At 72.4% G+C, this 19743-nt stretch carries 17 protein-coding genes; 9 read left to right on the top strand and 8 right to left on the bottom strand.

The features are described from left to right. Window positions 1–49 precede the first annotated feature (49 nt). The gene (locus ABGB14_RS27915; protein WP_347646784.1) at window positions 50–790 is read right to left on the bottom strand and encodes a hypothetical protein; all 741 of its coding nucleotides are present in this window, start codon (window positions 788–790) and stop codon (window positions 50–52) included. A gap of 170 nt (window positions 791–960) precedes the next feature. Then, a complete protein-coding gene (locus ABGB14_RS27910) occupies window positions 961–1692 on the bottom strand; it encodes an SDR family oxidoreductase (RefSeq protein ID WP_347646783.1) in 732 nt (243 codons plus the stop codon). An 84-nt stretch (window positions 1693–1776) separates the two neighbouring features. On the opposite strand from ABGB14_RS27910, the gene ABGB14_RS27905 reads away from it, so the two are divergent. From ABGB14_RS27905 to ABGB14_RS27880, 6 genes are all read left to right on the top strand, one after another. Next, entirely contained in the window at window positions 1777–2340 is a 564-nt protein-coding gene (locus ABGB14_RS27905; RefSeq protein WP_347646782.1) for a TetR/AcrR family transcriptional regulator, read from the top strand. A gap of 156 nt (window positions 2341–2496) precedes the next feature. Further along, window positions 2497–3774, top strand: coding sequence for a hypothetical protein (locus ABGB14_RS27900; RefSeq protein WP_347646781.1), 1278 nt, complete (start codon window positions 2497–2499; stop codon window positions 3772–3774). 150 nt (window positions 3775–3924) lie between these two features. Continuing rightward, window positions 3925–4917, top strand: a complete 993-nt coding sequence (locus ABGB14_RS27895; protein ID WP_347646780.1) for a LacI family DNA-binding transcriptional regulator — start codon at window positions 3925–3927, stop codon at window positions 4915–4917. Beyond that, window positions 4914–5687 carry a sugar phosphate isomerase/epimerase gene (locus ABGB14_RS27890; RefSeq protein WP_347646779.1) on the top strand — a complete coding sequence of 258 codons (774 nt, stop codon included), beginning with the start codon at window positions 4914–4916 and terminating at the stop codon, window positions 5685–5687. The genes ABGB14_RS27895 and ABGB14_RS27890 overlap by 4 nt, the downstream gene beginning before the upstream one ends. Before the next feature lie 29 nt (window positions 5688–5716). Next, the gene (locus ABGB14_RS27885) at window positions 5717–6616 is read left to right on the top strand and encodes an alkaline phosphatase family protein (RefSeq protein ID WP_347646778.1); all 900 of its coding nucleotides are present in this window, start codon (window positions 5717–5719) and stop codon (window positions 6614–6616) included. 79 nt (window positions 6617–6695) lie between these two features. Further along, window positions 6696–9296: a PEP/pyruvate-binding domain-containing protein gene (locus tag ABGB14_RS27880; RefSeq protein WP_347646777.1), complete on the top strand. Its 2601-nt coding sequence runs from the start codon at window positions 6696–6698 to the stop codon at window positions 9294–9296. 61 nt (window positions 9297–9357) lie between these two features. On the opposite strand, the gene ABGB14_RS27875 is transcribed toward ABGB14_RS27880, so the two are convergent. From ABGB14_RS27875 to ABGB14_RS27855, 5 genes are all read right to left on the bottom strand, one after another. Beyond that, complete coding sequence (locus tag ABGB14_RS27875) at window positions 9358–10260, bottom strand: sugar phosphate isomerase/epimerase family protein (protein WP_347646776.1); 903 nt, start codon at window positions 10258–10260, stop codon at window positions 9358–9360. After that, entirely contained in the window at window positions 10257–11423 is a 1167-nt protein-coding gene (locus ABGB14_RS27870; protein WP_347646775.1) for a dihydrodipicolinate synthase family protein, read from the bottom strand. The genes ABGB14_RS27875 and ABGB14_RS27870 overlap by 4 nt, the downstream gene beginning before the upstream one ends. Further along, window positions 11420–12565, bottom strand: coding sequence for a Gfo/Idh/MocA family oxidoreductase (locus ABGB14_RS27865; RefSeq protein ID WP_347646774.1), 1146 nt, complete (start codon window positions 12563–12565; stop codon window positions 11420–11422). The genes ABGB14_RS27870 and ABGB14_RS27865 overlap by 4 nt, the downstream gene beginning before the upstream one ends. 140 nt (window positions 12566–12705) lie before the next feature. After that, window positions 12706–13926 (bottom strand): HRDC domain-containing protein, encoded by a 1221-nt coding sequence (locus ABGB14_RS27860; protein ID WP_347646773.1) that lies wholly within the window; start codon window positions 13924–13926, stop codon window positions 12706–12708. A 111-nt stretch (window positions 13927–14037) separates the two neighbouring features. Further along, window positions 14038–14619: a DUF3000 domain-containing protein gene (locus ABGB14_RS27855; protein ID WP_347646772.1), complete on the bottom strand. Its 582-nt coding sequence runs from the start codon at window positions 14617–14619 to the stop codon at window positions 14038–14040. 740 nt (window positions 14620–15359) lie between these two features. Here ABGB14_RS27855 and hemE point away from each other — a divergent pair. Beyond that, window positions 15360–16388: a uroporphyrinogen decarboxylase gene (gene hemE / locus ABGB14_RS27850; RefSeq protein WP_347646771.1), complete on the top strand. Its 1029-nt coding sequence runs from the start codon at window positions 15360–15362 to the stop codon at window positions 16386–16388. Window positions 16389–16420: 32 nt separating this feature from the next. On the opposite strand, the gene ABGB14_RS27845 is transcribed toward hemE, so the two are convergent. Further along, the gene (locus ABGB14_RS27845; protein WP_347646770.1) at window positions 16421–17395 is read right to left on the bottom strand and encodes a DUF4349 domain-containing protein; all 975 of its coding nucleotides are present in this window, start codon (window positions 17393–17395) and stop codon (window positions 16421–16423) included. 151 nt (window positions 17396–17546) lie between these two features. Between ABGB14_RS27845 and hemG the strand changes: the two genes are divergently transcribed. Together hemG and hemQ are read left to right on the top strand one after the other, a co-directional pair. Beyond that, on the top strand, window positions 17547–18950 hold the full coding sequence (hemG, locus tag ABGB14_RS27840; RefSeq protein WP_347646769.1) for a protoporphyrinogen oxidase: 1404 nt from the start codon (window positions 17547–17549) through the stop codon (window positions 18948–18950). Continuing rightward, window positions 18947–19657, top strand: coding sequence for a hydrogen peroxide-dependent heme synthase (gene hemQ, locus ABGB14_RS27835; RefSeq protein WP_347646768.1), 711 nt, complete (start codon window positions 18947–18949; stop codon window positions 19655–19657). Before hemG ends, hemQ begins: the two co-directional genes overlap by 4 nt. Window positions 19658–19743 lie beyond the last annotated feature (86 nt).

The raw sequence follows: 19743 nt of genomic DNA, 5'->3' as shown, positions 1-19743 counted from the left end.
GGAAGGCACGGATTCGCTCCTCGTTGGCTGAATGGGTTCCGCGCCTATGCTACTCGTCGGTAACTACTCCGAGGACGAGGGCGGCCGTCAGCAGCGCGTACACCGCCGCCGTCGCCGGCTCCCAGAGATGGGCGCGGGCCGCGAGCAGGGCGGCCACCGCCACGGCCGCCCCCGCCCAGAGCACGCGCGTCCGGAGCGCTGCCGCGCGCCGGCGCGTGCAATGACCCGGATCCCACGGATCGCCGGGGGAGGAGCCCGATCGCCTGGCGCGCGCCAGCAGCAGCAGCGCGTCACGGGACCACCACAGCAGGAACAGCACCCCCGCCCCGCAACTCGTCACCGCCAGCGCCTCGACCGCCCAGCTCAGGTCGTCCGCGACGGCGTACAGGGCGGCCTGGTCGAAGAAGGCCGGCGTGGTGCCGCCGAGGAGCAGCGTCACGGCCCAGCCCGCGGCGACGGCGAGCCGGCTGAACGGTCGTGTCCCGCCCGAGCGCGCGGCGCCGTACAACTCCTGCTCGCGCCACCGGACCAGGCGGGCCTGCACGCCCCAGGCGTACTGGGTGGCGGTCATCGCGGGCAGCGCCGCCGCGAGGGCCACCAGGGACAACACCGCGAGCGGCACCGTCTGCTCCCTGGTCGGCGCCCGGTCGGCGAGCAACTGGGCGGTGGTCAGCACCGCGATCGAGGCGGACAGCGCGACGAAGGCGCGGTGGCGGGCGGCCCTGGCGCGGGCCCGTAGCCCGGCTACCTGCTCGGCGCCTGGAGGGGGCGCCATCTCGGTCAACAGCATGACCGTCATGATGGCGTCACCCCGCGTAGCGACGCCCGTGATTCGCGTCAATCACAGCATCCTGAGGGGACCGTCGCCTTCAGGCGATGGGTGACTCGGGAGCGGAGGGCCGTCAAGGCTCGAGCGCGCAGTGGCAGTGGCCGGGGCTCCGGGGGCGAGCCGCTGCCGCGTCAGGCCGTGACGCCGGCGTCCACGGGGATGGCGGCGCCCGTGATGGCACGCCCGCCGTCGCCGGCGAGGTGGGCGACGGTGGCGGCGATGTCGTCGGGCGAGCAGTACACGCCGAGCGCCGTGTAGCCGCGTTCCTCGTCGGCCTCCGGGCTGTCCGCGGGGTTCATCTCGGTGTCGGTGGAGCCGGGCTGCACGACGTTCGCGGTGATGCGGCGCGGGCCGAGGTCTCTGGCCAGGCCTTTGACGAGCCCGGCCAGCGCGGACTTGCTCATGGCGTACGCCGTCCAGCCCGCGTACGGTACCCGCTCGGCCAGGCTGCTGCCGATGAAGACGATGCGGCCGCCGTCCGGCAGGCGCCGGGCCGCCGCCTGCGCCAGCACGAACGACGCGCGCGTGTGCACGGCCAGCACCTCGTCCAGCTGGGCGAGCGTCACCTCCTCCAGCGGCCCGTACGGTGCGATGCCGGCGCTGCCCACCACCACGTCGAGCCGGCCCAGCTCGCGCACCGTCCGCTCGACCGCCTCGACCAGCTCCCGCGGGTCGGCGGCCTCGGCGCGCAGGGCGAGCCCGCGCACGCCGGCCGCCTCGACCTCCTTGAGCACGGCGGCGGCCCGGTCGCTCGCTCTTCGGTAGGTGATGGCGACGTCGAAACCGTCGCCGGCCAGGCGCCGCGCGATAGCTGCGCCGATGCCCCTGCTGCCGCCGGTGACGAGGGCGACCTTGTGTTCCATGACTCCTCCTTCAAGCGGAATTCGTTCCGCTTTAGACATTAAGCGGAATGGATTCCGGATGCAAGCGGTGCAAGGATGGTGATCGTGAGACGCGAGCGCAGTGACGCGGCCCGCAACCGCGCGAAGATCCTCTCCGCGGCTGAGCGCATCGTGGCCGCGCACGGGGTGGAGGGCCTGTCCATGGCGGAGGTGGCGGCGGCGGCCGGAGTGGGTGTCGGCACGCTTTACCGGCGCTTCGGTGACCGGTCAGGGCTCGCGTACGCGCTCATCGACCGGCGGGAGAAGGCGTTCCAGGCGGCGTTCCTCGAGGGCCCGCCGCCGCTCGGTCCAGGGGCCGAGCCGGCCGAGCGCGTCAGGGCGTTCCTGCGGGCACTGGCGGACCGGACGGTCGAGCAGCTCGACCTGCTGCTCATGGCCGAGACGGCGAGCCCGCTGGCCCGCTTCGGCGGCGCGTACGACGCCTACCACGGCCATCTGGTCATGCTGATCGGCCGGATGCGCCCGGAGGCCGAGGCCCACGGTCTGGCCGACGTGCTGCTGGCGCCGCTGTCCGCCGAGTTGCTCGCCCACCGGCTCAGGAGGTGCGGGGTGAGCGTCGAGCGGATCACGTCGGCGCTCGACGAACTCGTGTCCGGTCTGGCCCGCTGACGCGCTCCCTGGAGGGGTTGGTTGTCCACCCGTGCGCGGGCTCTGGGACGCATGTTACACAGCGTGTTTTTAGGGAAACATGTGAAATTTCCGGACAAGTGATGGTCGTGTCTGCTAGGAAAGGGCGGGTCGTATTCGTATGAGAGAGGTTCCATCGTGGCGCGCGACGAGAACGACAGGCCATACGAGGATGGGCAGGGCAGGCCGCTGAACCCGGAGATGACGGGTGATGTGCTGTCCCCGCGGTGGAGCACTGAAGACACCGACGAGCAACCCGCCATCCAGGTGGTCGGCAACGAGACCTACATCCTCCCGCTGGAAAAGGGCGCCGAGCCCCAGTTGATAGAGCGGCGTGACGTCCTTGACGACCCCGGTCATCACGACGTGCTCGGCGGGACGACCTCGGCGTACGACGCCGGCGGCTCGCATGACGTGCTCGACGGGGGGAGCGGCCCGCGTGACGTGCTGGGTGGCGGCGATCCCCATGACGTGCTGGGCGGCGGGAGCGACTCCCACCGTGACGTGTTGAGCGGCTCCAGCGGGCACGAGTTCGCCGGGTCCGGTGACGGGTACAGCAGTGGGCACGAGTTCGGCGGCCCGAGCGGTCCGCATGATTTCGGCGGCCCGAGCGGCTCGCATGATTTCGGTGGTCCGAGTGGCCCGCACGACTTCGGCGGGCCCAGCGGCCCGCACGAGGTGCTCCGCGAGCCCGGTGGCTCCCGTCACGCCGACGACGAGCCCTCCTACCTCCCGCTCGACCGGGGCTACGAGACGGACGACCGCGACGACGACAAGCCCAAGCGCGGCTTCCTCGGCTCCGGCTGGACCGACGAATCCGGCGAGCGGCGTTCCTCCCGCGGCGGTGACGACGACGCCGGCGGCGGCGGCGAGGGCGAGGTGCGGCACCGCACGCGGGTCCTGCTGGTGGCGGCCGCCGCGGTGGTGCTGGTCGGCGTCGGTGTGGGCTGGATGGTCACCGGTACGTCCTCCGACGACCCGTGCGCGGGCGGCAGGTGTGCCAGCGCCGGCGAGGTGACCGCGCCCTCCGACTCGGCCGTCCCCTCGGAGGAGGAGCAGACGCCGGTGGAGGAGGAGACCGACACCGAGCCCTCCGACCCGGCCGCCGACGAGCCCACCGACTCGGATCGGGCGCGCCCGGAGCGCCAGCAGGGGCAGACCCAGCCCACGCGTGAGCCGCAGAGCCGCCCGTCGCCCACGCGCGACATCGGCGACCCGACCACCAAGGCCAGCCCAAGGAACACCCGGGCCCCGCAGGACGAGATGCGGGACACCGACGTCTCGAGCGAGACGCGGGTGAACAACAGGGAGCCGAGGACCACCAGTCAGGAGTCGCAGGATCAGCCTCCCGCGACGCAGCCGACGCAGGCCCCGGTGCCCGAGCTCGGGCACCGAGCCTACCGAGGAGGAGCGTAAGGGGCTTCTCGACATCCTGTTCCCCTGGGCCTAGGGCCCGGGCGCAGGACAGACCACTCTCCGGGTGGGCCGACGACCGCGGTCCACCCGTAGGATGCGGATCCAGGTCCTGGTCTGGCAGACTTGGAAACCGCTTTCCTGGGAGGTCTCGTGGTCACGCTTGAAGACGTCGCCAAGCAGGCGGGCGTCTCGCTGGCGACCGCCTCGCGGGTGCTCAACGGCAGCACCCGCCAGGTCGGCGCGGCCCTGCGGGCGCGGGTCGAGCAGGCCGCCGACGAGCTGGGCTACCGCGCCAACATCGCGGCCCAGACGCTGGCCCGCGGCGCGAGCAACGTCATCGGCATCGTCGTCCACGACCTGACCGACCCCTATTTCGCGGCCCTGGCCGACGGTGCCATGCGGGCTGCGGCCACCGAAGGCCTGCTCGTCATGGTGGGCACCACGCATCGTGATCCCGAGCAGGAGATCGCCTACGTGGCGACGCTCAACGCCCAGCGCGTCAGGGCGGTCCTGCTCGTCGGCTCGCGCGTGGCCGACCCGGCGGTCACCGGACGCCTGCGCGACGAGCTGGCCCGATACCAGGCGGGCGGCGGGCGGGCGGCCTGCGTGGGCCAGGACCTGCTCGGCGTCGACACGGTCGCGCCGGCCAACCGGCGGGGCGCGGCCGAGCTGGCCCGCGCCCTGGCCGAGCTGGGGCACAAGCGGTTCGCGGTGCTGGCAGGGCCCCCGCACCTGGTGACGGCGGCCGACCGCTGCGCCGGGTTCGTCGAGGCGCTGGAGGAGCTGGGGCTGCCCGCGCCGCAGGTGATCCACGGGCCGTTCGACCGCGACGGCGGCTACGTCGCGGCCTCGCAGGCAGGCGACGTGACCTGCGTGTTCGCGGTCAACGACGTGATGGCGGTCGGGGCGCTCGCGGCCTATCGGGAGCGCGGCGTCCGGGTGCCCGACGACGTCTCTGTGGCCGGGTTCGACGACATCGTCACGCTGCGTGATCACGTGCCCGCTCTGACGACCGTGCGCCTGCCGCTGAAGGACATGGGGGCACGGGCGCTGGAGCTGGCGCTGGGTGAAGGAGATCCGGTCGTGGTCGAGCAGGTCGCGGGCGAGGTCGTGCTGCGGGAGAGCGTGCGGAGGATGACGTGAGGCTGGCGGTCAGCACGCTGGGCATGCCCGGCGAGGGGCTCGACAGGGCGATCGAGATCGCGGCCGGAGGCGGCTGCCAGGGGCTCGAGTTGCGGCTGCACCCCGAGACCGGCGTGTATGCCGGCCTGGACGCCGCGGAGCGGCGGTCGGTGCGGGAGCGGGTGGAGCGGGCGGGCCTGGAAATCTCGGCCCTTGCTGGCTATGTCGGTGTTTGTGAGCCGGGCCCGGACGAACCCGTCGTCGCGGCGCTCCTCGCCGACCTGCGGCTCGCCGCCGACCTGGGCGCTCCCGGCGTGCGCGTCTTCCCTCGTGGCGACGATCCGGCCGTCGGCGCCCGCAGGCTCCGAGCGGTCTCCGGTACGGCGGGCGCCCTCGGCTGCCGCGTACTCGTCGAGACGCACGACGACATGGCCACCGGCGCCGCCGTGGCCGCCCTGCTCGCCGAGACGGGCTGCCCCGGGACCACCGGCGCGCTGTGGGACCTGCTGCACCCCTGGCGCAACGGCGAGCCGCCGGCCGACTCGCTCGCCGCGTTCGGGCCCCACCTCGCGTACGTCCAGGTCAAGGACGCGGTCTCGGCCCGCGACACCACGCCGGTGCCCCTGTGGACCGGGTCCGTGCCGCTCGACGAGGCCGGCGGGCTGCTGCGCGGCGCGGGCTACGGCGGCTGGGTGTCGCTGGAGTGGGAGCGCACGTGGTATCCGCAGGTGGCTCCGGTCGAGGAGATCCTGCCGGGCGCGGCCGACTGGGTGCGACGTTTCACCGCTTAGATAGGGGGATGTCCCCTTCTCAGAACAAAGTGCTTGTCGTCGGGATGGACGGCCTGCGCTTCGACCGGCTCCAGGCCGTGGGCGCGCCGGTGCTGGCCGGGCTGATGGCCTCCGGCGCGTACGGCACCAGCATGCTCCCCTACGGTGAGGCCGGCACGCCGCGTACGGAGTCGCCCGGCGAGGTCGTGCCCAAAGCCCCCGAGCCGGCGGCCGGCGACCGGGTGATCAGGTCGCGTACGGACTCGGGGCCCGGCTGGTCGTCCATCGCCACCGGGGCCTGGCCCGACAAGCACGGCGTCGTAGACAACAGCTTCACCGCACCCCAATTCCGGAAATTTCCGGACTTTCTGACTCGTGCGAAGAAGGCCCGCCCCGAACTGGACACCGCGGCCTTCTTCTCCTGGGCGGCGCTCGCCGAGCACGGCGCGTTCGGCCCGGCGGTCGACCACCGGTTCGTGCTCGACGGCTACGCGATCGGCTGGGCCGAGGCCGACGGGCGGGTCGCCGCCGCGGCCGAGCGGCACCTGGCGGAGACCGACCCTGACGCCGTGTTCGTCTACCTCGGCGACACCGACGACGTGGCCCACGATCTCGGCCCGCACTGTCCCGAGTACACCGCCGCCCTCCAGATCCAGGACGCCTACCTGGGGCGCCTGCTCGACACCGTCCGCGCCCGGCCCTCGTACGCGCGCGAGCGCTGGACCGTGCTCGTCACCACTGACCACGGTCACGTGGACGAGGGCGGTCACGGCGGTGTCTCGGAGGAGGAACGCAGGGTGTTCGTGATCGCCAACCGGCTGGGGGAGCGCCTTGCCCATCGTGGCCTGGCCGGTCCCCGGCTGGTGGACGTGGCTCCTACGGTGCTCGCCTCGCTCGGCGTGGCCGTCGATTCCGCGTGGAACCTGGACGGTGAGCCGCTGGAATTATGACGCCTTTCATCAAGTGTTGAATTTCTGCCGGGAAAGCGTGACACTCGTGTCAGGATGCTGAAGGGCAGGGATGAAGCTGATGAACACGGCACTCGACTTCTCCGAGATCGACGCGGGAATGCTCGCCGTGGTGGGCGGAAAGGCCGCCAACCTCGGCGAGCTGACCCGGGCGGGGCTGCCCGTACCACCCGGCTGGGTGCTGACCACGCAGGCCTACCGCCAGGTCGCCGAGGGCCTGGAGACCAGCGGCGACGGGCTCGCCGAGCGCGCCAGGAGCCACCTGCTGCGGGCCCCGGTGCCCGGCGCCGTGCGCGAGACGATCGTGAAGGCGTACGCCGCGCTCGGCGACGACGTGCCGGTGGCCGTGCGCTCCTCCGCCACGGCCGAGGACCTGCCGTTCGCCAGCTTCGCCGGGCAGCAGGACACCTTCCTCAACGTGGTGGGCGCGGACGCGGTGGTCGACGCCGTACGCCGCTGCTGGGCCTCGCTCTGGACCGACCGCGCCGTCGCCTACCGCGAGTCGAACGGCATCGACCACGCCGCCGTGCGGCTCGCCGTGGTCGTCCAGACCATGGTGGACGCGCGCGTTTCCGGCGTCATGTTCACCGCCAACCCGGTGACGGGCCGGCGGCGCGAGGCCGTCATCGACGCGGCCCCCGGGCTCGGCGAGGCCGTCGTCTCCGGCGCCGTGAACCCCGACCGCTTCGTCGTCCACGGGGGCGAGATCCTCGACCGCCGCGCGGGCGACAAGCGGCTGGCCGTCCGCGCGCTGCCCGGGGGCGGCACCGAACGCGTCGAGACCACCGGCGACGCTCCGGACGGGGAACGCGGGAGAGAACTCTGCCTGACCGACGCCGAGGTGCTCGCCCTGGCCGAGCTGGGCACGCGCGTCGAGGACCACTACGGCGCCCCCCAGGACACCGAGTGGGCCATCGGCCACGACGGCGGGCTCTGGCTCACCCAGGCGCGCCCGATCACCACGCTCTACCCGCTGCCGGACAACCCCGGACCGGGGCTGCGGGCGTACTTCTCCTTCAACGTCGCCCAGGGCGTCATGGGGCCGATCACGCCCATGGGACGGTCGGCGCTCAAGCTGGTCGCCTCGGGAGCGGCCGGGCTGTTCGGCTACGGCTCCGCCGACCCCCTCGACGGCCCTCCGCTGATGACCGAGTCGGGGCAGCGGTTGTGGATGGACGTCACCACCGCCGTACGCAGCAGGGCCGGCCGCGCCATCATGCCGCGCGTGCTGCAACTCGGCGAGGCGCGCACAGGACCGGTCATCGAGCAGCTGGTGACGGATCCCCGGCTGTCGCTGGCGTACACCTCCCGCCGCCCGGTGATCCGCGGCCTGCGCCGCTTCGCCCGCCGCGTCCACGCCCCCTCGCGGGTGCTGCTCGCGCTGACCAGGCCGGGCGGGGCCCTGGCGTACGCCGCCCGCGTGGGCGAGGCGATCGACCGGCGCCTGCCGCCGCCGTCGGAGGCCACCCCGGAGCAGCGCCTCGACCACGCCCAGCGCGTGCTCTCCCGCGCGTTCCCCCTCATCGTCTCGATCATGCCGATCGCGATCACGGGCTACGGCCTGTTCGCGTTGTCGTCCAGGCTCTCCGGCGTGCCGATCGGCGACATGCAGGACGTCCTGCGCAGCGTGGCGCACAACCCGACCACGGAGATGGACCTGGAACTGTGGGACCTGTCCACCCGCGTCGAGCCCGAGCCGTTCGTGACGGAGCCGGTGGAGGAACTGGTCCGCCGCTACCGAGCGGGGACGCTCCCGCCCATCGCCCAGCGAGAGATCACCAGATTCCTGGACACGTACGGCCATCGCGGCGTCGCCGAGATCGACCTCGGCGTCCCCCGCTGGTCGGAGGAGCCCGCGCACATCCTCGGCGTGATCGCCAACTACCTGCGCATGGACGGCGACACCGCCCTCGCGCCCGGCGCCCTGTTCGCCAAGGGCGCGCGGGAGGCGCAGGCGGAGATCGCCCGGGTGGCCGCCGAGGCCGGACGCGAGGGCCGGTGGCGGGCCGCCGTGGTGCGGTTCGCGCTCGGGCGCACGCGCATGTACGCGGGGCTGCGCGAGCTGCCCAAGTTCTACGTGGTCAAGATCCTCGCCGGGGTGCGGCAAAGCCTGCTGCAGGTGGGGGAGCACCTGGTCGGCCTCGGGGTGCTGGACGCGGCGCGGGACGTGTTCTTCCTCGACCTGAGAGAGGCCAGGACCGCTCTGGGCGGCGGCGACCTGCGCGGGCTCGTGGCGGAGCGGCGGGAGGCGTACGAACGGGAGTCGCGCCGCAGGCACGTGCCCAGGGTGCTGCTCTCCGACGGCACCGAGCCCGAGGCGCTCGCCACCCCCGCCGCGTCCAGCGGCGCGCTGACCGGCACGGCCGCGTCGGCGGGCACCGTCACGGGCGTGGCGAGGGTGGTGATGGACCCGATCGGCGCGCACCTGGAGCCGGGCGAGATCCTGGTCTGCCCCTCGACGGACCCCGGCTGGACGCCGCTGTTCCTGACGGCGAGCGGGCTCGTCATGGAGATGGGCGGCTCGATGTCGCACGGCGCGGTGGTGGCCAGGGAATACGGCATCCCGGCCGTCGTCGGCGTCGCCGACGCCACCCACCGCGTCACCACCGGTCAGAAGATCACCGTGAACGGCGCCGCGGGCACCGTGACGCTCTCGTCCTGACGCCTCCGTACGAGCGGGAGCCGTGCCGTCCCCCGCGAGGAGCGGCACGCCCCCCCACGGCTCAGCCGGTGGCCTGCACCACGTCCTCGTAGCGCGCCTTCATCGTGGCCACCACCTCGTCGGGGTCCGCGGCCCAGATGTCGGCGTTGAAGATCTCCACCTCGACGTCGCCGGTGTATCCGGCGGCCAGGACGGCCCGCGTGATCGGCGGGAAGTCGATCACGCCGTCGCCCATCATGCCCCGGCCGAGCAGCACGTCCGCGGGCAGCGGGTGCAGGTAGTCGCACACCTGGTACGACACGATCCTGCGGCCCGCGCGGGCGATGTCGTCGAACAACCTCGGGTCCCACCAGACGTGGAAGGTGTCCACCACCACGCCGACCTGCTCCTCCGGGTAGGCCAGGCTCAGGTCGAGCGCCTGACCGAGAGTGGACAGGACGGCCCGGTCGGGACAGTAGACGGGATGGAGGGGCTCGAGAGCCAGCTTGACCCCCCGCTCCCCGGCGTAGGGGGCCAGCTCCGCCAGCGCCTCGGCCACCCGCTCCCGCGCCCCGGCCAGATCCCGCGAGAACCCCCCCGCCGCCACACCGCGCGCGCCCGCGCGGCCGGGTGGCAACGGCTCGCCCGGTGTCACCCCCGGCAGGCCGCCCACCACCATCACCAGGCAGGCCGCCCCCAGTTCCGCCGCCTCGTCGATGGCCCGCCGGTTGTCGTCGAGCGCGCGGGCGAAGGCACGGCGGCCCTCGTCGCCCGGCAGCCCGCCGGCCGTCATGAAGCCGCCCCGGCACAACGACGACACGCGCAGCCCGGCCGCCCGTACCAGCTTCACGCTCTCCGCGAGGCCCTGCTCGGCGACGTTCTCCCGCCACAGCCCGACAGCCTCCAGGCCGTGCCGTACGCATCCGTCCACGGCTTCGGCCACGGTCCAGCGCTGCGTCGTCCGCTGGTTGAGTGAGAGGCTCACAGCCCGTTCACCGCCAGCAGCGCCTTCATGCGGCGCACGGCGAGCTCCTGGTCGGCCAGCAGCCCGGCCTGGTCGGCCAGGCGGAACACCTCCGACAGGTGGAGCAGCGAGCGGGCCGACTGGGCGCCGTTCACCATGGCGAACGCGTCCTGGTGACCGTTCAGCCAGGCCAGGAAGACGATGCCGGTCTTGTAGTGGTACGTCGGCGTCTCGAAGATCTTCCTGGACAGGGGGACGGTCGGGGCCAGGATCTCGTCGTACGACGCCAGCAGCCGGTCGCGGCCCGCGTCGTCGCCGGCGGCCTCGGCCGCGTCGAGCACCCGCAGCGCGGCGGCCGCCGCCGGGGCGATGGCGTCGAAGATGCCGAGCAGCGCGTGCGAGCCCGACCTGATCAGCGACGGGTAGTTGAAGTCGTCGCCGGTGTAGAGCTTGACCCCGTCGGGGAGCGCGGCGCGCAGCCCCACCTCGTGCTCCTCGTCCAGCAGCGACACCTTCACCCCGTCCACCATGGGCGCGTGGGCGTGGACGAGCTCCAGGAACGACTCGGTCGCCGCCGCCACGTCAGGGGCGCCCCAGTAGCCGGCCAGGTGCGGGTCGAACATCTCGCCCAGCCAGTGCAGGATCACCGGCCGGTCCACCAGGCCGAACAGCTTGCCGTACACCTGGTGGTAGTCCTTGGGGCCGGTCGCGGCTCTCGCGAGCTGGCGGGAGGCCATGATGATGACGCCGGCGCCGGCGGACTGCACGGTCTCGATCTGCTCGGCGTACGCGGCCGTGATCGTGTTCAGGTCGGCGGCCCGGGGCGCGTGGTCGGTGCCCGCGCCGCAGGACACCAGCGTCGCGGGGTCGCCGACCATACGCGCCTCGGCCGCGCTGCGCCGGATGAGCTCCTTGGTCGCGGCCCAGTCCAGGCCCATGTTGCGCTGGGCGGTGTCCATGGCGTCCGCGACGCGCAGGCCGTACGACCACAGGTGGCGGCGGAAACGCAGGGTGGCGTCCCAGTCGACGGCCGCGGGGGAGCCGGGCGTGTTGTCGCGCAGCGGGTCGGCCACCACGTGTGCGGCGGCGTACACGACGCGGCTGGTGGCCGGGGCGTCCGGCACCGGCCAGGCCGTCCGCTCGTTCAGCGTGTACGCCCCGGTGCCGGGCAGGTCGATCCTCACGGCTGCGGCACCTCGATCCTGCGGCCCTCGGCGTTGGAACGCAGCCCCAGCTCGGCGAGCTGCACGCCGCGGGCGCCCGAGGCGAAGTCGTTGGGGAAGGGCGCGTCCTCCACCACGTGACGGACGAACGCCTCCCACTGGACCTTGAACCCGTTGTCGAACTCGGCGTTGTCCGGCACCTCCTGCCAGCCGTCGCGGAAGCGCGCCGTGGCCGGCAGGTCGGGGTTCCAGACGGGCTTGGGGGTGGCGGAGCGGTGCTGCACGCGGCAGTTGCGCAGGCCCGCCACGGCGCTGCCGTGCGTGCCGTCCACCTGGAACTCCACTAGTTCGTCCCGGTTCACCCGGACTGCCCACGAGGAGTTGATCTGCGCGATGACGCCGCCTTCAAGCTCGAAGATCCCGTACGCGGCGTCGTCCGCGGTGGCCTGGTACGTGGCGCCCTGCTCGTCCACGCGGGCGGGGATGTGCGTCACCGCCCTGGCGTAGACCGACTGGACCCTGCCGAACAGGTTCTCCATGACGTAGTGCCAGTGCGGGAACATGTCGAGCACGATGCCGCCGCCGTCCTCGGCCCGGTAGTTCCACGACGGCCGCTGCGCCTCCTGCCAGTCTCCCTCGAACACCCAGTAGCCGAACTCGCCGCGCACCGACAGGATCCGGCCGAAGAAGCCGCCGTCGATCAGCCGCTTCAGCTTGAGCAGGCCGGGGAGGAACAGCTTGTCCTGCACGACGCCGTTCTTGACGCCCTTGGCCGCGGCGGCCTCGGCCAGCGCGACCGCCTCCTGCGTGGACTCGGCCGTCGGCTTCTCCGCGTAGATGTGCTTGCCCGCCTCGATGGCCTTGAGCACGGATTTGACGCGGGCGCTGGTGACCTGGGCGTCGAAGTAAATGAGGTTGCCGTCGTCGGCGAGGGCCGCGTCCAGTTCTGTAGTGAAATCCGAAATGTTGTGCTTAGTAGCAATATCTGCAAGTTTGTCGGCATTACGTCCGACCAGGATGGGCTTGAGCTTGACCTTTCCGCCGTCCGAGAGCGCGACGCCGCCCTGCTCGTTGATGGCCAGAACGGAACGGACCAAATGCTGGCGATAGCCCATCCGTCCGGTGACGCCGTTCATCACGACGCCTATGGTGCGCACGCTCATGAAGATCCCTTCAGGACAAACGGATGGAAAGCGCTTTCCCGAACCGTACGGCCGTGCGGCCCAGGGCGTCAAGTGGCGCGGGCCGTCAGGAGGCCCGCACACCGGGTGGCGGCCCCGCGCGGAGGCCGCCGTGCTCGGCGCTAGCCGCGCGGCTCCAGCCTGGCCAGCGCCTTGGCGATGGGGTGGGCGGCGAGCGACAGCTGCCACTCGCGAGCCCCGAGCTCGCGCAACCGCGCGGTCACGCTCTCGTCGGTGATCTCGGCCGGCGGCTCCCAGGTCAGTCTGCGGACGGCGTCGGGTTGCAGCAGGTTCTCCGTCGGCATGTGGAACTCGTCGGCCAGCGCGGACACCACCGCCCGTGCCGCCGCCAGCCGCTTGGCGGCGGCCGGGTCACGGTCGGCCCACCGGTTGGGCGGTGGCGGCCCGTCGCCTGGTGTGCTCGGCTGGGGGAGCTGGCTGTCGGGCAGCGCGCGGGCCCTGGCCACCGCGGCGAGCCAGTCGCTCATGTGTCGTCGCGCGCTTCGCCCGGTGAATGCCGAAATTTCGGTCAATGCCTTCTTGGTACGGGGCCCTTCGAGCGCCGCGGTGACGATGGCGGTATCGGGCAGCACCCTGCCGGGCGCCAGGTCGGCCTCGCGCGCGATGCGATCGCGCATGGTCCACAACTCGCGCACGATGGCCAGCGCGCGTACGTTGCGCACCTTGTGGATGCCCGACGTGCGGCGCCACGGGTCGGACCGCGGCACCGGCGGCGGGGTGTTGAGCACGGCGGCGAACTCCTCGCGCGCCCACTCCAGCTTCCCGCTCTCCGCCAGCTGCTCGTGGAGCACGTCGCGGAGCTCGACCAGCACCTCCACGTCGAGCGCGGCGTAGCGCAGCCAGTCTTCCGGCAACGGCCTGGTGGACCAGTCGGCCGCCGAGTGGCCCTTCTCCAGCCGCAGCCCGAGCACGGTCTCGACCATCGTGCCGAGGCCCACCCGCTCGTAGCCGAGCAGCCGCCCGGCCAGCTCGGTGTCGAACATCTCCCGCGGCCTGAACCCCAGCTCCATGAGGCACGGCAGGTCCTGGGAGGCGGCGTGCAGCACGATCTCCGCGTCGGCCACGGCCTGGTCGAGGGCGGAAAGATCGGGGCAGCCGACCGGGTCGATCAGCGCGGAGCCGGCGCCGGCCCTGCGCAGCTGCACCAGGTAGGCGCGGTTGCCGTAGCGGTAGCCGGAGGCCCGCTCGGCGTCGACGGCGACGGGGCCGCCTCCCGCGGCGAACCGCGCCACGACCGTGGCCAGCCCGGCCGCGTCCGCGATGACCGGCGGGATGCCCTCGCGGGGTTCGAGCAGCGGCTCGACTGTGCGTTCTTCTGTCATTCGACCTTTTCCGTGGCTACTCCGACCCACAGCCGGAGAGGAAACGCATTCCAGCGTAGCGAGACAGGGAAACGTTCCGCGTACCCGGGCGGATCGGCGTCGGAGTACGCATCACGTCTGGTCGTCATGTCGGCGCGGCAGCGCGGCCACGTCGGGCGGGAGCGGCGGCATCCCCGCAGCCAGGCACATCAGGTCACACCAGGCGGCGACATGGCCGGAGAGATCCTCCTGGGCGGGAGACCAGGACGCCCGCAGCTCGAGCTCGGTCGTGACCGGGTCGTCGGCCTTGTTGCCGAACCCCTCGGACACGGCTCTCGTCACCGTGCCGCCGGCGGCGGAATAGCCGGCCTGGTGCGCGTCGAGGGCCTCGGTCAGCCAGCTCCAGGCCACTGGCCCGAGCAGCGGGTCGGAGGTGATCTCGGGCTCCATGTCGGCCCTGACGTAGGCGACCAGGCGGAACGGGCCCTCCCAGCCGCGCTGGCCGTCGGGGTCGTAGAGGAGGATCAGCCGGCCGACCGCGAGCTCGTCGTCGTCGCGGTAGACGGAGGCGCCGATGGCGGCGGAATAGGGGGCCAGCCGCTGCGGCGCGGGCAGGTCCTCCAGCTCGATCTCCGGCCGGACCTCGGACAACCGCAGACTCTCCGCCGCACGGGTGAACTCGGCGGGAGGCGGTGGCTGGTCACCGAGTGTCATAGCCGAAGCGTAGGACGAAGACGGACGGAAGGGGACCACGGGGGTGCTCATCTTTGGTGATCAAGCCGCCGCCGTAACGAGCTGGCGAACGGGCCGGGTGGACTCGGCGGAGCCGAGAAGGATCGCGTGGCCGCACTCGGCGCAGGCCCACTCGGGGCACTCGCCCTGCTCGTGCCCGTCGGCACACGGAGGCTGCTCGAACGGGCGCACACCGGCACAGGACGGGCAACACTCACTGCGGCGCTCTGGGAAACTCCACAACGCGGGCATCGCACGAGTCATCGAAGCGGGGCCTTTCTTCGGGTTGTGGCTCCGACGTTGGCACGAGCCGATGACAATTCCCCGCAACGCGCTCGGCGTGTCCCGAAAGTGGTCGCTGAATCGATGCCGCGCGGTTGCTTGGCGAACATTTAACTCAGTCGAGACCGGCTCTCTGGGCGGGCATGGGGTGTGTTCGACCCGTGTGGGACGCCGACGCCGAGCAGACGGGTAAACCTTCATCCGGCCATCTGATCATGATTTGCTAGGTCCAATGGATGTTTTTCCCGACACGGCCGCTTCGTGTCGCCGCGGAATCCGCCGCCGGACACCGTTCCGCCTCCATCGCCCGGCACGGATCCGCTTCCGCCCCGGACGCCTGTCCGCCTCCGTCACATGACGCGGCCCCGCCTGCGGCCATGGCCCGCCGCAGGACCCCGTCCGCTGGCGGGACCGGTGCCCCGGCGTGGCACGCTTGTGGGGTGAACCTCGCCGACTCAGCGTTCCTGCGTGCCTGCCGCCGCCAGCCCGTCCCGCACACCCCGGTCTGGTACATGCGCCAGGCCGGGCGCTCGCTGCCGGAATACCTCAAGGTCCGCGAGGGCGTGCCCATGCTCACCGCGTGCGCGACGCCCGAGCTGATCGTCGAGATCACCATGCAGCCGGTCCGCCGTTACGGCGTGGACGCGGCCATCTTCTTCAGCGACATCGTCGTCCCCCTCAAGGCCATCGGCATCGACCTCGACATCAAGCCGGGCGTCGGCCCGGTCGTGGCCGACCCGATCCGCGACGCCAAGGGCCTCGACGCGCTGCGCCCGCTGGAGCCCGGCGACGTGCCGTACGTCACCGAGGCCATCCAGGCGCTCACCGGAGAGCTGGGCGGCACGCCGCTGATCGGCTTCGCGGGCGCGCCGTTCACCCTCGGCTCCTACCTGATCGAGGGCGGCCCGTCGAAGAACCACGACAGGACCAAGGCCATGATGTACGGCGCGCCCGAGCTGTGGCACGCCCTCATGGAGCGCCTGTCCGCCATCGTCCTGGAACACCTGCGCATCCAGGTCGCGGCCGGCGCCTCCGCCGTGCAGCTCTTCGACTCCTGGGTGGGGGCGGTGGCGCCGGACGACTACCGCGAGTTCGTCCTGCCCCACACCCGGCGCATCCTCGAAGGCGTCCAGGACGTGCCGCGCATCCACTTCGGTGTGGGCACGGGCGAGCTGCTGGGCGTGCTGGGCGAGGCGGGCGCCGACGTGGTCGGGGTCGACTGGAGGGTGCCGCTCGACGAGGCGGCCCGCCGGGTCGGCCCCGGCAAGGCGCTGCAGGGCAACCTCGACCCGGCCGTCCTGCTGGCGCCGTGGGACGTGACCGAACGCAGGGCCCGCGACGTGCTGCGGCGCGGCCGGGCGGCCGAGGGGCACGTCTTCAACCTCGGCCACGGCGTCCTGCCCTCGACCGACCCCGACCAGCTCAAGCGCCTGACCGACCTCGTCCACGAAGCCGGCGCCCCGGCCTGACTCCTGGCCCGCGCATCGCCCTGTGCCGGTGCTCAGACGGTTGTGGGGCCCGGGCCGCCCGGTTTCCGGCCCGGGGGAGCAGACGCGACCAGGGAACGGGCGGCGCGGTCACGGCGTACCAGATAGATCACCAGGGCGAGCAGCGGCAGCGAGACGACCACCCACGGCAGCACCGCACCGAGCATCGTGAGCGCCACCTTCACGAACGACACCAGCGCGCCCCACCCGGCCTTCAGCCCGCCGAAGAAGCCCGCCGGCTCCTCGTCGGGGTCGCTCACCGTAGCCACCGGCCCCACCAGCCGGAGCGTCAACGTCGCCATCGCGACCTGCGCGGCCAGCTCCTTCTGCTGGGCCTGCAGCGACTCCAGGTCCGCCTCGCGATCGGAGATCTCCCGCTCGACCTGCAGCACCTGGCCGATCGTCTCGGCCTTCTTCAGCAGCGTACGCAGCGACTCCAGCGACTGCTCCGCCGACTTGAGCCGGCTCTCCACGTCAGCCACCTGGAGCGTGACGTCCTGGGTGGCCTGGTTCATGGACAGCTGCCTGCCCAGGTCCTTGCCGAGCCGGCCGGTCACCTCGGCGTACCTCGCCGGCGGGATCTTGAACTCCAGCGTGGCCGAGTCCTTGGTGGCGCCGGCCGAGTTGCTCTCCTCCCTGGACAGGTGGCCGCCGGCCGCGGTGACGATCTGCTTGGCCTGCCGCACGGCGGTGGAGACCCGCTCAGCGCGCACGGTCATGCTCCCGGTGTAGATGACCTGCCGCTCCTGCCGGGTCACCTTGACGCCGGAGACGACGCCGTCCCCGCCGCCCCCGTCCGCCTTCGCGCGGGGCTGTTCGGTGGACTGCGCCTCGGGCCTGGGCTGCCCGACGCCGTACTGCTCGGACCGCGCCTGCGTGGTGTCCATGGCCGGCTCGCCTGCCGACAGGCGGCCGCCGCCGGCGCAGCCTCCCAGGAGCGTGACGGCGCAGGCCGCCGATAACGCGATGCCGTACCGCATTCGTCTCATGCCCTTATGACGGCTCCCGGATCACCCCGGTTTGACGGCGCAAATCACGGTCCGGCATCGAGCTCATCGCCTCCACTGCGTGGAGGCGGGCTCGGTCAGGTGGGCGACCCGGGCGGGTGGGCGGCGTTGTGAGGCGGTAGCGTCGGGAGGCGTGGAAGGGAATCGGGCGCACGTGGTGGTGGTCGGCGGCGGGATCTCCGGTCTGGCCGCCGCGTGGCACCTCCGCCAGGGCGCGGGCGAGCGGGTGAAGGTGACGGTCCTCGAGGGTTCACCGCGCATCGGCGGCAAGCTGTACGCCTCGGAGGTCGCCGGGGTGAGCGTCGACGCGGGAGCGGAGGCCATGCTGGCCCGCCGGCCCGAGGGCGCCGAGCTGGCCAGGGCGGTCGGGCTCGGGGAGGAGCTGGTGTTCCCCGGCACGACGCGTTCGGCCGTCTACACCAGGGGCACGCTCCGTCACCTGCCGAAGGGCCAGGTCATGGGCGTGCCGTCCGACCTGACCGAGCTGGCGAGGTCCGGCATCGTCTCGCCCGGCGGGCTGCTGCGCGTGCCGCTCGACCAGTTCCTGCCGCCCACCCTGGTGCGCACCGACGTGTCGGTCGCCGCCTACATCCGCGCCAGGATGGGTTCGGAGGTCGTGGAGCGGCTGGTCGAGCCGCTGCTCGGCGGCGTCTACGCGGGCCGTTCCGACATGTTGTCGCTGGAGGCCACGATGCCGCGCGTGGCGGCCGTGGCACGCTCTGAGCGCTCGCTGCTGTCCGCGGCCCGGCAGCTCGTCGAGGACGCGCCGAAGGACGCGGGCCCCGTCTTCACCTCGCTCAAGAACGGTGTCGGCGGCCTGCCCGAGGCGGTCGCCAAGGCGTCCGGCGCCGACGTCAGGACCGGAGTGACCGCCCGCGAGCTGCACAGGACAGAGCACGGCTGGCGGCTCGTGACGGGCCCCGTGCCGAGGCCCGAGACCATCGAGGCGGACGCGGTGATCGTGGCCGTGCCCGGGCCCGCCGCGAGCCGGCTGCTCAAGGACGAGGCGCCCAAGGCGGCGACCGAGCTGGCCAGGATCGACTACGCCAGCATGGCCATCGTCACGCTCGCCTACCCGGTCGACGCCTTTCCCGAGACGCCCGCCGTCAGCGGCTATCTGGTGCCGCCCGCGGAGGGCCGGCCGGTCAAGGCGGTCACGTTCAGCTCGGTGAAGTGGCCTCACCTGGCCAGAGACCTGGTGATCCTGCGCTGCTCGATCGGCAGGATCGGCGAGGAGCACCTGCTTCACCGCGAGGACGCCGAGCTGGTGTCGCTGGCCATGGCCGAGATGGGCGAGGTGATGGGCGTGCGCGGGCTGCCCGTGGACAGCCGGGTGACGCGCTGGGGCGGGGCGCTGCCGCAGTACAACGTGGGCCACCTCGACCGGGTGGCCAAGGTGCGTTCCGCGGTGGCCGGGCAGCCGGGGCTGGCCGTGTGCGGCGCGGCCTACGACGGCATCGGCATCCCGGCATGCATCGGCGCCGCGCGTACGGCGGCCGCCCAGATTCTGGACCACCTGTCGCTACGAGGAGAATGAACACCATGACAGAGGGCGCCGCGCGGCTCAAGGCCCGCGATCTCAACCAGGTGATCCGTTACACGATGTGGTCGGTCTTCCAGGCGGCCGAACCGTGCCCGAGCGACCGCGACGGCCTCGCGCGGGAGGTCACCGAGCTGCTCGACCAGGCAGCCGGGAAGGACGTCGTGACCAGGGGGGTCTACGACGTGGCGGGGTTCAGGGCCGACGCCGACTACATGTTCTGGTGGCACGCGCCCACGCCCGAGGACCTCCAGGACGTCTACGCCCGGTTCCGCCGCACCACGCTGGGCCGGCACAGCAGGCCCGTCTGGTCGGCGATGGCGCTGCACCGGCCGGCCGAGTTCAACAAGTCGCACATCCCGGCCTTCCTCGCCGAGGAGGAGCCGCGCGCCTACGTGAGCGTCTACCCGTTCGTCCGCTCCTACGAGTGGTACCTCCTCGAAGACTCCGAGCGCCGGGCGATGCTGGCCGAGCACGGCAGGATGGCGCGCGACTACCCCGACGTGCGGGCCAACACGGTGGCGTGCTTCTCGCTCAACGACTACGAGTGGATGCTGGCGTTCGAGGCCGACGAGCTGCACAGGATCGTCGACCTGATGCGGACGCTGCGCGGCGCGCAGGCCCGCCGGCACACCCGGGTCGAGATCCCGTTCTACACCGGCGCCCGCAAGCCGGTGCAGGAACTCGTCACCGCCCTCCCCTGACGCGCGCCGCCGTCCCGCTGCAAAAGATCAAGACCCGAGTCGGCGATCCAACTGTTTTGATCGGCCCGCCTTGTCACAATCAGGGA

This window comes from Nonomuraea sp. B10E15 (assembly GCF_039871615.1).
GTDB lineage: Bacteria > Actinomycetota > Actinomycetes > Streptosporangiales > Streptosporangiaceae > Nonomuraea.
The sequence above is the reverse complement of the archived record's forward strand: the minus strand, read 5'-3'. Positions and strand labels throughout refer to the sequence as shown.

Coding starts and splice junctions, on each gene's coding strand:
- ABGB14_RS27865 (WP_347646774.1), bottom strand. CDS start 12,565: ATGAGCGTGCGCACCATAGGCGTCGTGATGAACGGCGTCACCGGACGG.
- ABGB14_RS27915 (WP_347646784.1), bottom strand. CDS start 790: ATGCTGTTGACCGAGATGGCGCCCCCTCCAGGCGCCGAGCAGGTAGCC.
- ABGB14_RS27845 (WP_347646770.1), bottom strand. CDS start 17,395: ATGAGACGAATGCGGTACGGCATCGCGTTATCGGCGGCCTGCGCCGTC.
- hemQ (WP_347646768.1), top strand. CDS start 18,947: ATGAACACCATGACAGAGGGCGCCGCGCGGCTCAAGGCCCGCGATCTC.
- ABGB14_RS27910 (WP_347646783.1), bottom strand. CDS start 1,692: ATGGAACACAAGGTCGCCCTCGTCACCGGCGGCAGCAGGGGCATCGGC.
- ABGB14_RS27880 (WP_347646777.1), top strand. CDS start 6,696: ATGAACACGGCACTCGACTTCTCCGAGATCGACGCGGGAATGCTCGCC.
- ABGB14_RS27855 (WP_347646772.1), bottom strand. CDS start 14,619: ATGACACTCGGTGACCAGCCACCGCCTCCCGCCGAGTTCACCCGTGCG.
- ABGB14_RS27860 (WP_347646773.1), bottom strand. CDS start 13,926: ATGACAGAAGAACGCACAGTCGAGCCGCTGCTCGAACCCCGCGAGGGC.